This is a genomic window from Streptomyces filipinensis (assembly GCF_014649495.1).
In the GTDB taxonomy this organism is placed as follows: domain Bacteria; phylum Actinomycetota; class Actinomycetes; order Streptomycetales; family Streptomycetaceae; genus Streptomyces; species Streptomyces filipinensis.
Window position 1 is genome coordinate 63,254 of record NZ_BMTD01000019.1, and the last position, 13,946, is coordinate 77,199.

Here is a 13,946-nt window from a genome sequence, read left to right on the forward strand (position 1 = left end):
GATGAGCAAGACCGAAACCGACAAGAGCCAGGACCAGGAGGATCTCGGCGCGGCCGGCTCCCAGCTGTCCACCGCGCCGCGGGAGGAACTCTCCTCCGTGCCCGGCCTCGGCGTCATCGGCTGGGCCCGCTGGTTCTGGCGGCAGCTGACCTCCATGCGGGTCGCGCTGCTGCTGCTCCTGCTGCTCTCGCTCGGCGCGATCCCCGGCTCGCTGATCCCGCAGACCGGCGCCGACCTCAACAAGGTCGACGACTTCCGCAAGGCCCACAAGACGCTCGGCCCGATCTACGACAAGCTCGGCCTGTTCCACGTCTACAGCTCGGTGTGGTTCTCCGCGATCTACATCCTGCTGTTCGTCTCCCTCATCGGCTGCATCGTCCCGCGCACCTGGCAGTTCGTCGGCCAGCTGCGCGGCCGGCCGCCGGGCGCGCCCAGGCGGCTGACCCGGCTGCCCGCGTACACCACCTGGCGCACCGAGGCCGACCCCGAGCAGGTCCGCGAGGCCGCGCTCGCTCTGCTGAGGAAGCGCCGCTTCCGCGCCCATCTCGCCGGTGACGCCGTCGCCGCCGAGAAGGGCTACCTGCGCGAGGTCGGCAACCTGGCCTTCCACATCGCGCTGATCGTGCTGCTCGTCGCCTTCGCCTCCGGCCAGCTGTACAAGTCGGACGGCACCAAGCTGATGGTCGAGGGCGACGGCTTCTCCAACGCGCTGCCGATGTACGACGACTTCAAGTCCGGCAGCCTGTTCCAGAACGACGACCTGGTGCCGTTCAGCTTCGACCTGAAGGACTTCAAGGGCACCTACGAGCTCACCGGCCCGAACAAGGGCACGCCGCGCACCTACCAGGCGAAGATCGACTACAGCGTCGGGGCGTACGGCAGGCGGAAGCCGACCACGATCAAGGTCAACGAGCCGCTGCACATCGGCGACGCCAAGGTCTACCTCGTCAGCCACGGCTACGCGCCCGTCATCACGGTCCGCGACGGCAAGGGCAAGGTCGTCTACCGTGCCGCCACACCGCTGCTGCCGCTCGACGGCAACGTCACCTCCAACGGCGTGGTCAAGGTGATGGACGGCTACCGCAACGGACAGGGCCAGAAGGAGCAGCTCGGCTTCCAGGCCTTCTTCGTGCCGACCTTCGACCCGAAGAGCGGCACGATGCTCTCGCAGTTCCCGGCACTGGTGAACCCGCTGCTCGCGGTGAACGCCTACCACGGCGACCTCGGCGTCGACAGCGGCACGCAGAACGTGTACCAGCTGGACAAGACGCACATGAAGGCGTTCAAGGACGGCAAGGGCCAGCTGCTGAAGAAGCTCCTGCTGCCGGGCGACACGCTCACGCTGCCGAACGGCGCCGGGTCCGTCACCTTCGAGAAGAACATCAAGGAATGGGCCGGCTTCGAGATCGTCCAGGAGCCGGGCGGCGGCTGGGCGCTCGGCGGTGCCCTCACCGCGATCTTCGGTCTGGCCGCGTCCCTGTTCATCCAGCGCCGCCGTGTGTGGGTGCGGGCAGTGCGCGGCGCGGACGGCGTGACGGTGGTCGAGATGGCCGGGCTCGGCCGCGGCGAGTCCGCCAAGGTGCCCGAGGAACTGGGCGAACTCGCCGGAACCCTCTACGACCAGGCGCCGGGGACACCCGAACCCGACGACGACTCCGCAGAATCCCCCGACACACCAGTCGTACCTGCCGAAGGGGCTGAGAAGTGACTCTCGCCGCCGCAACCAACGAACACCTCGCCAGCATCAGCAACACGCTGATCTACTCGTCGATGGCCGTCTACACCCTGGCCTTCTTCGCCCACATCGCCGAGTGGCTCTTCGGCAGCCGCAGCAAGGTGGCCCGCACGGCCGCCGCGCTCACGGCGGAGGCCGGGGCCGCCCAGGGCCCGGCCGTCACCGTCAAGCAGTCCGGCGGGGGAACCGCCGTGCTGGAGCGGCCCAAGGTCGTCGTGCGGTCGGCGTCGGGCGCCCGGGACGTGCCGGACGGGCCCGGCGCGCACGGCGGTGACGTCCAGGGCGACCTCTACGGCCGTATCGCCGTCTCGCTCACCGTGCTCGCGTTCCTCGTGGAGCTGGTGGGTGTCGTCTGCCGCGCGGCCTCCGTGCAGCGGGCGCCGTGGGGCAACATGTACGAGTTCAACATCACCTTCTCCACGGTGGCCGTCGGCGTGTACCTCGCGCTGCTGGCGCTGCGGAAGAACGTGCGCTGGCTCGGGCTGTTCCTGATCACCACGGTCCTGCTCGACCTGGGTCTGGCCGTCACCGTCCTGTACACCGCGAGCGACCAGCTGGTGCCCGCGCTGCACTCGTACTGGCTGTACATCCACGTCTCCACCGCGATCTTCTGCGGCGCGGTCTTCTACGTCGGCGCGGTCGCCACGATCCTGTACCTGTTCAAGGACGCGTACGAGACCAAGCTGCAGACCGGCGGCAAGCCCGGCGCGTTCGCCACCTCGGTGCTGGAGCGGCTGCCCGCCTCCGCCTCGCTGGACAAGTTCGCCTACCGCGTCAACGCGGCCGTCTTCCCGCTGTGGACGTTCACGATCATCGCGGGCGCGATCTGGGCGGGCGACGCCTGGGGCCGCTACTGGAACTGGGACCCGAAGGAGACCTGGTCCTTCATCACCTGGGTCGCCTACGCCTGCTACCTGCACGCCCGCGCGACGGCCGGCTGGAAGGGCCGCAAGGCCGCCTACCTGGCGATGATCGCCTTCGGCTGCTGGCTGTTCAACTACTACGGCGTCAACATCTTCGTCAGCGGCAAGCACTCCTACGCGGGCGTGTGAGCCCGGGGTCGGTGACACTGGTGTCATGAGCGGTTCCATCGAACAGGGCACCAGTCAGACCCACGGGAACACGCACATACTCCACTTCCTGGTGCGGCTCCCGCGACGCATGGAGGACGTCTGGGCGGCGGTGGCCACCCCCGAGGGACTCGGGGGCTGGTTCACCGCCGTCGACGTGCTGGAACCCAGGCTCGACGGCGCGGTCGCCCTGCGTGACGTGGGGGCGGGGCGGGTCACCGCGTGGGACGTGGACCGGGTCGCCGAGTACACCCTCGGCGACGGCGGCCGGATCCGGTTCCATCTGGAACGGGGCGGCGACGACAGCTGCGTGCTGCGGTTCACCCACGAGTTCCAGGGGGAGCGCGAGTCGGAAGCCGGCTGGCGTGCCCGGTTCGAGCAGCTGACGGCGCGCCTGGAGTCCCCGCGGAGCCCTTCCGGATCCGCGCCACAGGACCTTTCCGGGCAGGAGCCCGTGGAGCCCCTCCCCGGCCAGTTCACCTAGGCCCGCGGCGGCCGCGTCAGGACACCGCCGAGAGGCTTCCGTGGGCCACCGAGGCGATGTGGTCGCGCAGCCGCTCCACGTACAGCCGCAGGTTCTTCGCCGCCACGTCCGTGTCCGGGTACCGGCTCGCCAGCCACAGCCCCTCGTGCAGCCGGTTCACCCACACGCACACCTGGTCGCCGTACGACACCCGCAGCAGCGCGTGCGCCCGCTGCCCGGCCCAGTGCTCGGCGCCGGGTACGGCCCGGGTGTCGACGTAGGAGACGATCGAGTACAGGTCCGGGGAGGTCGGCCGGAAGTCCGCGCCGAGCAGCCGCAGCACCCGCGCGAGCGGCATCCGGGCCAGGGACCGGTTGGTCTGCAGCTCGGCGCGCACCGCCCGCAGGGTGTCGGGGAAGCCCGCCGTACGGCCGACCGGGACCTCGATGGGGGCGCCGCCCACGTACCAGCCCACCGAGTCGTTCCACCGCGACTTCACCCGGGTGTGGAACGGCACCACCGTCCGGTACACCGACTGCCCGCCCAGCTCGTGCACGATCAGCCCGGTCGCGGCCAGCAGACCGACCATGCTGCCGCCGTACGGCCTGCAGTACGCCTCGAACGCCGCCGCCTCCTGCGCGTCCGCCAGCGGCTCGCACAGCATCCGCTGCCTCGGCAGCGGGGCGCCCGGCACCACGCCGAGGTCGACCGGGAAGCCCGGCAGCGTGCCGTCGCAGCGCCGGATGAACGCCCGCCAGCGGTCGACGACCGCGTGCCGGCCGTCGATGCCGTCCGCGTCGGCCCGCTCGATCTCGCAGAAGTCGACATAGCTGGCCGCGGGCGCCAGGGGGCCGGGCTCGGTGCCGGCCAGGGTCGCCGTGTACAGCTCGTGGATCTCGGCGGCGATCCGGGTCAGGGAGTAGGCGTCGACGTTGCTGTGGTCGAACGCCATGTACACGCTGGCGCCGTCGTCCCGTACGACCGCCGTGTAGATCAGGTTCGGCCAGCGCAGCGCGTCCGCGACGGTGTCGAAGCGGTCCTGGAGGTGCTGGACCAGCTCGTCCGCGTCGCCGAAGTCGCCCGCCTCCTCCCGGTGCAGGGAGACGTCCGCGGCGTCCAGCGTGAACCGGCGCAGTTCGTCTCCCGAGGGTCCGGCCCAGCGGAAGCCGCTGCGCAGCGTCTCGTGCCGTACCGTCCAGGCGCGCAGCGCCTCCTGGAGCGCGTCGAGGTCGACCGGCCCCGGCAGGTCGAAGGCGGTGCCGAGCCAGGTCGGCACGAACAGCCCGTCCTCGCGGACGCACCTGGCCGTCCTGATGTGCGACTCCTGGATGTAGGCGGGCGGCCGGGAGTCCTCCGGCAGTGCCGTCGCCGCCGCCACGGTCGCCGGGCTCAGCGTCCACTCGACGAGCCGTCCCGGCCGGACCTCGCAGCGCTGGATGTCAGTGATTCGCACGCGTCTCCTATCGGCAAAAAAAAGGGGGGCCCTGAATGCGGGCCCCCCGTGAAGGCAATGCCGTGGGACGCGGCCGGGACATGCCCGCCCGCTCCAATTCAACGGATCGGGTGGCGGGCCGAACGCGGAAGTGAATAACCGACGGTGACCGGTGGGGCAGAGGTGGCGTCAGCCGACGGTGATCGAGTCGAGCTTCTCGCGCAGGTACACGTGCGAGTCGACCGGCGGGTACGCCACCCGGCCCACCGGCGCCGGCACGGACTCCACCCGGGTGCCGGGGGTGCACTCGCCGAAGTACACGAGCGACATCAGTTCCTCGGCGGGCGCGTCGGCGGGCGGCGGCAGCACCCGGTGCCGCCCGGACCGCCACCGGTCGCCGGTCCAGCGGGCCAGGAGATCACCGACGTTGACGGTGAACGCGGTGGGGTCGTACGGCGCGTCCTGCCAGCCGCCCGCGTCGGTGTGGATCTGCAGTCCGCCCTTCCCGGCCTGCCGGTCGAGGATGGTCACGGTCCCGAAGTCGGTGTGCGGCCCGATCCGGAACTGCCCCGGCAGCGGCTCGCCCACCACCTCCGTGCCCGGGTACCAGTTGATGTTGAAGCCGTACGTCGGATGGTCCATGTGCCGCGAGAAGAAGTCGGGTTCCAGCCCCAGCGCGTAGCCCAGCAGCGACAGCAGTTCCTTCTCCAGGGCGGCCATCCTCGCCAGGTACCGGGTGCAGAGCGGCCGCAGTGCGGGGACCTCGGCGGGCCACACGTTGGGCGCGTACCACTCCGCGTTGACGACGGGGTCCTCGAAGGGCTCGTCCGTCGCGAAGGTCAGCGACTCCTTCAGGTCGGGCGGGGTCTCGGTGCCCTCCGCGTACCCGTTGGCCTCGGCGCCGGGCCCGAGCCAGCCCCGGCCGCCGACCTTCGCCGCGTACGCCTGCTTGGCCTCGGCGGGCAGCAGGAAGAACTCGCGCGCGGCCGCCCGGATCCCGGCCCGCAGCCCGGGGTCCACCCCGTGCCCGGTGACCAGCAGGAACCCGGCGGTCTGCAGCGCCTGGTCGACGGTACGGGCCAGCGCGGCACGGGCCTTTCCGGCACCGCCCAGCCACGGCCCCAGATCGATGGTGGGAACGCGTGCGCTAGTCACCGATGTCCTCCTTCCACAGCAGCGGGTGGTCCTTGACGAAGGCGCGCATCATCGCGACGCACTCGGGGTCCTGGAGCAGCACGATCTCCACACCGTGCCCGGCGAGCCAGTCGTGGCCGCCGTGGAAGGTGGCGGCCTCGCCGATCACCACCCGGGAGATGCCGAACTGGCGGACCAGGCCGCTGCAGTACCAGCACGGGGAGAGCGTGGTGACCATGGTCGTGCCGCGGTACGAGCGCTGCCGTCCCGCCGCGCGGAACGCGGCCGTCTCCGCGTGCGCCGAGGGGTCGTCGTCCTGGACGCGGCGGTTGTGGCCGCGGCCGAGGAGGGTGCCGTCGGGGGCGTAGAGCGCGGCGCCGATGGGGATCCCGCCCTCGGCCAGTCCGGCGCGGGCCTCGTCGACGGCGGTGGCGAGCCAGGCGCGGGCCTGTCGTTCATCCATGGCTTCACTGTGCTGGCCGGACGGGTGGGGGGCAACGGGGCAGGCCCCGCGCTAGAGCGCCACGGCCCGCCAGATCCGCTCCGGGAGCAGCACCGCCGCCTGGTCCAGGTCCACGTCGTCGATGCCGGACAGCCACCGGCGGGCGACCCCGATGACCGGACCGAGGATCAGGGACTCCAGCAGCGGTGCCGGCAGCGGGGCGAGGTCGCCGGAGTCCACGTACCGCCCCGCCCACTCGGCGAGCGGCGACAGCCGGGCCTCCTGGGCGTCCCGGAGGCGTTTGCCGTCGGCCATTCCCTGCCGGTCGGCGTACGAGGAGTGCAGCAGCAGCGCCGCCTCCCGGTGTTCCTGGACGAAGTTCAGGTAGGTCCTGACGAGGGCACGAATACCGGTGTGGGCGGTACGGGTGTGCTCCAGCGCCGCGACCAGCTCGCCGAGCAGCCGGCCGAGCCAGCGGGTGAGCAGGGCGTTCATCAGCCCGTCGACGCTGCCGAAGTGGTGGTAGAGGCTGCCGAGGCTCACCCCGCTCGCGCGGGTGAGCGCAGCGACCGTCAGCCCCTGCTCGCCCGACTCGGCGTACACCCGCAGGGCGGCGTCCAGGAGCTGTTCGACGGTGGCCTCGCCACGCTGCTGCTTGGGGCTCATACTGAAGTGCTTTTCTAGAAAGATATTTTAGTTCTGTGGGCTGTTGGCCCACACTGGTTGTCTCATCCTCACATCCAGGAGCGGCTGGTGTCGTCATCCGAGAACCAAGGAATCCCCGAGATCCCCGTCTCTCTCACCCCGCAGCAGGCCGCCTCCGGAACGGTCCTCAGACTGCCGCCGGGCGCGGGCGTACCGCCCGTGCGCATACCTCCGGTCCGCGACGGCGACCTCGTGCGGCTGCGCACCGGCGACCGCGAGGTGCACCTGCGGATCCGCGTCACGCCGGCCGCCGCCGGAGCGGGCTCCGAGAAGAAGCAGGGCCTCGCCTGCCTGGGTGTGATCGGTGTCGTCGCCGTCGTCGTGCTGCTGCTGGTCCTCACGAACCGCGGCAGCGGCGACGACACGGCAGGGGACACGCTCAGCTCGTCGCCGTACTCACCGTCGTACCCGACCGCCACGGCGACCGGCGAGCCGTACAGCAGCGCTCCGGACACGAGCGACCCGTACAGCGGCGACCCGTACGGCACCGACGACCCCTATGGCACCCCGAGCCCGGACCCGAGCCCCTACACCTCGGGCACCTGCCTCAACGGCACCCTGCCCGACTCCACCACCGCGCAGTCGGTCAGCGGCGTGGATGAGGTCTCCTGCTCCGCGTCCGACGCGCACTACAAGGTGATCGAGACCATCCCGCTGACCTCGGACATGAGCCGCTGCAACGACAACCCCCGGACCGAGTACGCCTTCTCCTCCCGCTACACGATCAACGGGGCGACCATGAACGAGTACGTCTACTGCCTGGTCGGCCTCGGGTCGTACGCCCGCTGAAGCAGCGTGCAGGAAGCCGGCCGACCTATGGGGGAAAGAGTTGAACGGGGAACAGTACGGGGTCGAGCCGCTGGAGGAGGGCGATCCCCGGCGGATCGGACCGATCCCGCTCGTCGGGCGGCTCGGGGCCGGTGGCATGGGACGGGTCTACCTCGGTGTGCACAAGGGGCGGTACGCCGCCGTGAAGCAGGTCCTGCCGTCGGTCGTCGGCGAGGACAAGGACTTCGTCCGCCGCTTCGGGCACGAGCTGGACAACCTCTCGCGGCTGCCCGCCGGGGCCACCGCGCCGCTGCTCGCCGGGGACCGGGACGCCCGGCCGCCGTGGTTCGCCACCGCGTACGTTCCCGGGCTGACGCTGCGCGAGGCGGTCGAGGCGCACGGCGGGCCGCTGCCGGCCGAGTCGCTGTGGCTGCTGCTGCGGGAGGCGGCGGTGGGGCTGGCGGCGGTGCACGGGCTGGACATGGTGCACCGGGACGTGAAGCCGTCCAACGTCATGCTGACCCTCGACGGGGTCACCCTCATCGACTTCGGGGTCGCGCGGGCCGCCGAGCAGAGCCGGCTGACCCGGACCGGCATGGTGGTCGGCACCCCGGCCTACATGTCTCCCGAACAGGCCTCCGGCGCCCGCCGGCTGACGGGCGCCGTGGACGTCTTCGCGCTCGGGTCCGTGGTGGCGTACGCGGGGAGCGGACGGCCGCCGTTCGGCGACGAGTCCGGGCACGGGGTGCTGTACCGGATCGTGCACGAGCGGCCCGACCTGGCGGAACTGCGCGCCCTCGACCCGGAGTTGGCGTCCGTGGTCGCCTCCTGCCTGGACAAGGACCCCGAGGGCCGGCCCAGCGCGGCCGAACTCCTCGACCTGACCGCCGGCCACGCCCCCTCCGGGCCGCCCCGATGGCCCACGGGCCTCACCGAACTCCTCACGTCCCGGACGGACTTCGCGACCCGGGTTCCGGAGCCGGACCCGGACGGGGAAGCCGGGCCGGGCTCCGAGGGGGCTGGGCCGGGCGGTGGGCGTGCGGAGGGTGAGGTCGTCGTGCGGCCCGGTGGGCGCCGCCGCGAGCGGGAGCGGCGCGGCCGGCGCGTGCTGGTCGCCGTCGTGCCGATCGTGGCCGGCGCCGGTGTCGCGACCCTCGCCTTCCAGCTGGCGCCGTACGCCACGGACGCTCACCGCGCCGGTGCCGCCGGCACCCCGGGCGCCTCCGTCTCCGCCCCGGCCGATCCTGCCCCCGGCACCTCCTCGGCGAGCCCCTCCGGGACGCCCGGGCCGAGCGGGAGGGGCGCGGGGAAGAAGGGCTCCGCCGCACCGGCGGGCGCGGAGAAGAAGCACGGGGAGAGCGGGGCGCACGGGGCGAAGGGCGGCACCACGGATGACCGGCAGAGCGGGACGGGCGGCTCCGGTGGCGGATCCGGCACCGGGAGCGGAGGGAGCGGAGCCGGCGCAGGGGGCGCGGGGAGTGACAGGAGCGGCGAGGGCGGCGGCTCCGGACCGGGGCCCGGCGGCTCCGGCAGCTCCGGTGGGTCAAGCGGCTCCGGCAGCTCCGGTGGGTCAAGCGGCTCCGGCAGCTCCGGGGGGTCCGGTGGCTCGACCGGAGGGGGCGGTGGTTCCGGCGCGTTCCGGCTGAAGAACGGCGAGAACGGCAAGTGCCTGATCCAGGTCTACGGCTCCTCGGCCCTCGGCGACTGCTCCGACTCGACGGCCCGCTGGACCTTCCGCAGCGCCGCCGGCGGCAGCGTCAAGGTCGTCAACGTCTCGACCGGCGCCTGCCTGAGTGCCAACGGCAACGGCCAGGCCGTCTTCGCCGGCGACTGCGCGCAGGGCGGTGGCAACCTCCGCTGGACGACCGGCTCCGGCGCCTCGCTGCGCACGGTCTTCGACGGCGGCTGTCTCGACCTCGCGTTCGGCGGCGGCGTGGCCGAGGCGAGCTGCCAGTCGGGGGCGTCCTCGCAGCGCTGGGCCCGGACCTGACGCTGCCGCCGCCGTGGCGGCTATCCGCTGATCATCCCGATGACCGCGCGTACGGCCTCGGCCACCGGCCGGCCCACGGCTCCGACGGTGGCGGCGATCCCGGCGATCGCCATCAGCGCCCGGTGCCGCTCCTGGGCGGGCACGGCGGCGTCGGGACTGACGGCGGGCAGGGACTCGTCCAGCAGCTGGGCGTCGGGCGCCGGTACCTGGGTCCGCAACCGGGCGACCAGACCGTTCAGTTCGGCCAGGGCGGCGGCCAGGGCCGGGTCCTGCTGCCCGGCTCCGGGGCCGCCCTGGTTCTTGACGATGCCCTGGTTGTTCCGGCCGCCGTACATGTTCACGTTGTCGCCGTAGTAGTGGTTGGTGCCGCTCATGCGCCGATCCCCACGTTTCCGCTGCCGCCGTACATGTTGACGTTGTCGCCGAAGTAGTAGTTCTTCGGCGAGACGGTGAGGCTCTCCACCAGCACCTTGAACTCGGTGTCCGGATGATCGATGGCGTACGAGATCTGGCCGACGATCTGGTCCAGATAGCGCGGGTCCCTGCTGGTGACCAGCGCGGTGGACGTGCCCGAGGTCTCGACCGCGAGGACGTGGTGCGGGGCCGCGAACAGGACGGAGAGCATGTCGATGAGGAAGAAGATCTCGGCGAGGATCGCCGCGATCCACACGAAGGTGACATAGCCGGCCATGCTGGAGTGCTGCGAGGTCTGTTCCCCGCCGTTGTCCAGCACGCGGGCGGGCAGGCTGGGCAGCATCGCGATGAACCCGACGGCCAGCGTCCCCGCGGTGTACCGCAGGAACCGCAGCACCGCCTCCTTGCGCCTGGGCTGCAGGACGAAGGTGTAGACGCGGGCGATGTTCGCCAGCGGGTACACAGCCGCGCCGATCCACAGGATCCGCTTGCTGACCCGCAGATCGAGCCGGGAAGGACCCGGACGGGCCGGCGGCGCGGGGACGTCCGGCGGGTGCGGCGTGGCGCCGGGCGCCGCGGGCGGTGCAGCGGGCGCTTCCTGCGGCGGGGCGGGTGCGGTCGGCGGATCCTGGGTCGGGCGCTCGGGTGGCGGGCCGGTCTGCATCTGCTTCTGTCCCCCAGTGGTCAGGCGGTCCCTGGCAACTCACTGACCACCATTAACAACGCCCCGGGTGCGTGATGGCAAGCCGTCAGTGGTCAGCAAGTGCCGGTTGTGCGAGGGGAATTGAGGCCGGCTCAGTCCGTGACCCGCAGCAGCAGCTTCCCCGTGCTCGACCGTCCCCCCATCAGCCGGTGCGCCCGCGCCGCCTCCGCCAGGGGGAACTCGGCCGTCACCGGCAGTGTCACCGTCCCGTCGGCCGCCTTGGCGAACGCCTGCTCCGACAGCCGGCGCAGCACGTCCGGCGCCGTACCGGCCAGGGTCAGGATGGAGAAGCCGGACACCGAGACGCCGCGCGGGTACAGCTCGGGCTGGCCCACGCTCCACGGCTCGGCTCCGCTCGCGTTGCCGAAGGAGACCAGGCGCCCGAAGACGGCCAGCGAGGCCAGTCCGGCGCGCAGGGTGTCGCCGCCGACGGGGTCCAGGACCAGGTCGGCGCCCCGTCCGCCGGTCGCCTCGCGCACCCGCTCCTGGAAGGCGCCGACGAACACCTCGTCGTACCCGTGGTCCTTGGCGTGGGCGGCCTTCGCGGCCGAGGACACCACGCCGTACACCGCCCCGGCGCCCGCGGCGCGGGCCAGTTGGCCGACCGCCGTGCCGATGCCGCCGGCCGCGCCCTGCACCAGGACCGACTCGCCGGGCTGGAGCCGGCCGACGGTGTGGACGAGGGCGTACGCCGTGGGCAGCACCGCGGGCAGGGTCGCGGCGGTGCGCAGGTCCAGGCCGGAGGGGACCGGGAAGACGGTGGCCGCCTCGGTCACCGTCACCTCCGCGTAGGCGCCGCCCTCCGTGAGCGCCATCACCTCCTGGCCGACGGTGAGGTCCGTGACGCCGGCGCCGAGCGCGCGGACGCGGCCGGAGACCTCCACGCCGGGGACGTAGGGCAGCGCGGGTACCCGGTAGCCCTCGGAACGGGCCTTCAGGTCGGCGAAGTTCACCCCGGTATAGGCCACGTCGATGCTCACCTGCCCGGGGCCGGGCTCCGGCGCCGGGGCCGTCACCAGCCGCAGCACCTCGGGACCGCCGTACTCCTGGAACTCCACCGCGCGCATGCCGTACTCCCGGCTCCACTCGACTGTTCAATCAAAAGCGAACACCCGTGAGTGTATGGTTTTCATCGAACACTCGGCAAGCCCCCGCACGGGGACGACGGAGAAAGAGGGAGGGGACGCACGTGACCGCCAGCAGTCACCGGACCGCCCCGGACCACACCCACCCCGACGACGTCCCGGTGCAGACGGCCCTGGCCGCCCTCGCCGACCCCGTACGCCTCGTCCTCGTCAGGGAGCTGGCCGGCTCCGCCGACTGGAGCCGCAGCTGCGGCAGCTTCGACGTACCGGTGGGCAAGGCCGCCCTCAGCCACCACTTCTCGGTGCTGCGCGGCGCCGGGCTGGTGGAACAGCGCGACGAGGGCCCCAAGCGGGTCAACCGGCTGCGCCGGGCGGAGTTCGACGCCCGCTTCCCCGGGCTGCTGGACCTGGTCCTCCGGGACGACTGACCCGGCGGCCGGGCGGCTGAGCCACGGGCATCGGCGGCGCCGACGGGCCCACTCGCTCGGTGGCCTCGATCGTGCCGAACGCCACGAACTCCGCCGGCTTCAGCGCCGTCAGCTCCAATCAGGTGTCCCGGTCGTCCTTGCCGAGGGACTTGAGGAACTCGGGATTGTCGTCGGGCGCGACCCAGGCGGCGGCGGAACCGCCGGGCCGGGCCTGCCGCGCCCGGCCGGTGATCAGCCAGGCGACCGGGCCGACCAGCACCTCGCCGAAGAGCAGGATGACGACCACCCACACCACCTTCGGCAGATGCCGCACCTCTTCCTCGGGGGTGTTCAGACAGTCCACGAAGGCGTAGATCCACAGGGCCAGGACCAGCAGGAACGGCAGATACCTGAGCATGGCGTGGGATCCCCCGACGAAGTGAGACGGCCCCGGTGACCGGGCCAGGGTAGCGGGTGGCCATGATGGATGCTTCATGATCGCTGCCCGGGGACCGGGGGAGAGGCGGCTGCGATGAGGACGCGTGCGCGCAGGAGGCGGGCGGCGGCCGCGCTGGCCGCCGGGGGGCTGGCCCTCGGCGGTGTGCTGGTCGCCCGGGAGCTGGCCTCGCCGGTGTTCGGCATGCGGCAGGGGCCGCTGGCGAAGGACCCGGCATGCGCCCGGATCGCCGCGCACTACCCGGACCGCCTGGACGGCGACCGGCGCGACCCGGTCAGTTACGAGGGACTCACGGCCTGGGGCCACGGGCGGGTGCGCCTGCGCTGCGGCCTCAACCCGCCCGCCGGGACGAAGGACCCGTGCATCGCCGTGAACGGCGTCGACTGGGTGCTGCGCGAGACCGCCGCGCGCGACGGACACGACCTCCTCGTCACCTACGGCCGCCGGCCCGCCGTCGAGATCACGCTCGCGGACTCGGTACGGCAGACCGACACCGTGCTGATGCGGCTGAGCCGACTGGTCGCGCCGGTGCGGCAGACCGACCACTGCCTGGCCGCCCACTGAGCCGCGCTCAGCGCGTCCGGTGCGTCTTCTCGGCGAGCAGCGGGCGCGTGATCGTGCGCACGTCCGCCTCGCTGAGCCTGACCAGGCCCTGCGCGGCGACCTTCCCGTCCCGGTCGATGAACAGCGTGTACGGCAGCGTCGACGTCTGGTACTTGGCGGGCAGCCGGTGGACGAGCTGCCGGCTGCCGGGGTCGTGCAGGCTCGGGTAGGCCAGCCGGTGATCGCCGGCGAACGCCCGGCCCTGGGACCGGTCGGCGTCGGTGTCCACGCCCAGCACCTGGACGCCCTTGGCCGCCAGGTGCCGCTGGGCCTCGGAGAGTTCGGGCGCCTCGGCACGGCAGGGGCCGCACCAGGCGGCCCAGACGTTGAGGACGACGACCTTGCCGCGATAGTCGGACAGCCTGATCCGGCCGCCGTCGAGCGCGGTGCCGGCGAGGTCGGGGGCGGCCTCACGGTCGGCGGCCGCGAAGCGGCGCACCGGGGACGGGGCGGAGCCGGCCGTGTCCTGCGGGGGCGCGCACGCGGCGAGCGCGAACAGCGGGACCAGGAGCCGTAACACGCGACGACGTCTCATGAT

The 13,946-nt window shown here is 72.4% G+C and carries 16 protein-coding genes; 7 read left to right on the top strand and 9 right to left on the bottom strand.

Features of this window, described 5'->3' with window-relative positions; genetic code table 11:
• Nucleotide 1 precedes the first annotated feature (1 nt).
• Genes resB through IE244_RS32775 form a run of 3 tightly spaced genes read left to right on the top strand, consistent with a single transcriptional unit; the run spans nucleotide 2 to nucleotide 3,289 of the window.
• Complete coding sequence (gene resB / locus IE244_RS32765) at nucleotides 2-1,708, top strand: cytochrome c biogenesis protein ResB (RefSeq protein WP_191877207.1); 1,707 nt, start codon at nucleotides 2-4, stop codon at nucleotides 1,706-1,708.
• Nucleotides 1,705-2,787: a c-type cytochrome biogenesis protein CcsB gene (ccsB, locus tag IE244_RS32770; RefSeq protein ID WP_191877208.1), complete on the top strand. Its 1,083-nt coding sequence runs from the start codon at nucleotides 1,705-1,707 to the stop codon at nucleotides 2,785-2,787. Before resB ends, ccsB begins: the two co-directional genes overlap by 4 nt.
• Nucleotides 2,788-2,812: 25 nt before the next feature.
• Entirely contained in the window at nucleotides 2,813-3,289 is a 477-nt protein-coding gene (locus IE244_RS32775) for an SRPBCC domain-containing protein (protein ID WP_229854488.1), read from the top strand.
• Nucleotides 3,290-3,305: 16 nt separating this feature from the next.
• Here the strand turns inward: IE244_RS32775 and IE244_RS32780 are convergent, their stop codons facing one another.
• From IE244_RS32780 to IE244_RS32795, 4 genes are all read right to left on the bottom strand, one after another.
• Entirely contained in the window at nucleotides 3,306-4,721 is a 1,416-nt protein-coding gene (locus IE244_RS32780; RefSeq protein WP_191877209.1) for a condensation domain-containing protein, read from the bottom strand.
• A gap of 168 nt (nucleotides 4,722-4,889) precedes the next feature.
• Nucleotides 4,890-5,855, bottom strand: a complete 966-nt coding sequence (locus IE244_RS32785) for an isopenicillin N synthase family dioxygenase (RefSeq protein WP_191877210.1) — start codon at nucleotides 5,853-5,855, stop codon at nucleotides 4,890-4,892.
• On the bottom strand, nucleotides 5,848-6,297 hold the full coding sequence (locus IE244_RS32790; RefSeq protein WP_191877211.1) for a nucleoside deaminase: 450 nt from the start codon (nucleotides 6,295-6,297) through the stop codon (nucleotides 5,848-5,850). Before IE244_RS32790 ends, IE244_RS32785 begins: the two co-directional genes overlap by 8 nt.
• A gap of 51 nt (nucleotides 6,298-6,348) precedes the next feature.
• On the bottom strand, nucleotides 6,349-6,942 hold the full coding sequence (locus IE244_RS32795) for a TetR/AcrR family transcriptional regulator (RefSeq protein ID WP_191877212.1): 594 nt from the start codon (nucleotides 6,940-6,942) through the stop codon (nucleotides 6,349-6,351).
• 87 nt (nucleotides 6,943-7,029) lie between these two features.
• On the opposite strand from IE244_RS32795, the gene IE244_RS32800 reads away from it, so the two are divergent.
• Together IE244_RS32800 and IE244_RS32805 are read left to right on the top strand one after the other, a co-directional pair.
• Complete coding sequence (locus IE244_RS32800; RefSeq protein WP_229854494.1) at nucleotides 7,030-7,770, top strand: LppU/SCO3897 family protein; 741 nt, start codon at nucleotides 7,030-7,032, stop codon at nucleotides 7,768-7,770.
• Nucleotides 7,771-7,810: 40 nt separating this feature from the next.
• Nucleotides 7,811-9,739 carry a serine/threonine-protein kinase gene (locus tag IE244_RS32805; RefSeq protein ID WP_229854497.1) on the top strand — a complete coding sequence of 643 codons (1,929 nt, stop codon included), beginning with the start codon at nucleotides 7,811-7,813 and terminating at the stop codon, nucleotides 9,737-9,739.
• Between the two features lie 20 nt (nucleotides 9,740-9,759).
• Here IE244_RS32805 and IE244_RS32810 read toward each other — a convergent pair whose 3' ends face one another.
• The 3 genes from IE244_RS32810 to IE244_RS32820 form a co-directional block, all read right to left on the bottom strand.
• Nucleotides 9,760-10,113 carry a hypothetical protein gene (locus IE244_RS32810; RefSeq protein WP_191877213.1) on the bottom strand — a complete coding sequence of 118 codons (354 nt, stop codon included), beginning with the start codon at nucleotides 10,111-10,113 and terminating at the stop codon, nucleotides 9,760-9,762.
• On the bottom strand, nucleotides 10,110-10,817 hold the full coding sequence (locus IE244_RS32815) for a DUF6232 family protein (protein WP_229854499.1): 708 nt from the start codon (nucleotides 10,815-10,817) through the stop codon (nucleotides 10,110-10,112). The genes IE244_RS32810 and IE244_RS32815 overlap by 4 nt, the downstream gene beginning before the upstream one ends.
• A gap of 131 nt (nucleotides 10,818-10,948) precedes the next feature.
• A complete protein-coding gene (locus IE244_RS32820; protein WP_191877214.1) occupies nucleotides 10,949-11,923 on the bottom strand; it encodes a quinone oxidoreductase family protein in 975 nt (324 codons plus the stop codon).
• A 122-nt stretch (nucleotides 11,924-12,045) separates the two neighbouring features.
• Between IE244_RS32820 and IE244_RS32825 the strand changes: the two genes are divergently transcribed.
• Nucleotides 12,046-12,369 (top strand): ArsR/SmtB family transcription factor, encoded by a 324-nt coding sequence (locus IE244_RS32825; RefSeq protein ID WP_191877215.1) that lies wholly within the window; start codon nucleotides 12,046-12,048, stop codon nucleotides 12,367-12,369.
• A 118-nt stretch (nucleotides 12,370-12,487) separates the two neighbouring features.
• On the opposite strand, the gene IE244_RS32830 is transcribed toward IE244_RS32825, so the two are convergent.
• Nucleotides 12,488-12,766, bottom strand: coding sequence for a PLD nuclease N-terminal domain-containing protein (locus tag IE244_RS32830; protein ID WP_031166810.1), 279 nt, complete (start codon nucleotides 12,764-12,766; stop codon nucleotides 12,488-12,490).
• A 114-nt stretch (nucleotides 12,767-12,880) separates the two neighbouring features.
• Between IE244_RS32830 and IE244_RS32835 the strand changes: the two genes are divergently transcribed.
• The gene (locus IE244_RS32835; protein WP_191877216.1) at nucleotides 12,881-13,369 is read left to right on the top strand and encodes a DUF3515 family protein; all 489 of its coding nucleotides are present in this window, start codon (nucleotides 12,881-12,883) and stop codon (nucleotides 13,367-13,369) included.
• A gap of 7 nt (nucleotides 13,370-13,376) precedes the next feature.
• On the opposite strand, the gene IE244_RS32840 is transcribed toward IE244_RS32835, so the two are convergent.
• Entirely contained in the window at nucleotides 13,377-13,943 is a 567-nt protein-coding gene (locus IE244_RS32840; RefSeq protein ID WP_191877217.1) for a TlpA family protein disulfide reductase, read from the bottom strand.
• Nucleotides 13,944-13,946: the final 3 nt, after the last annotated feature.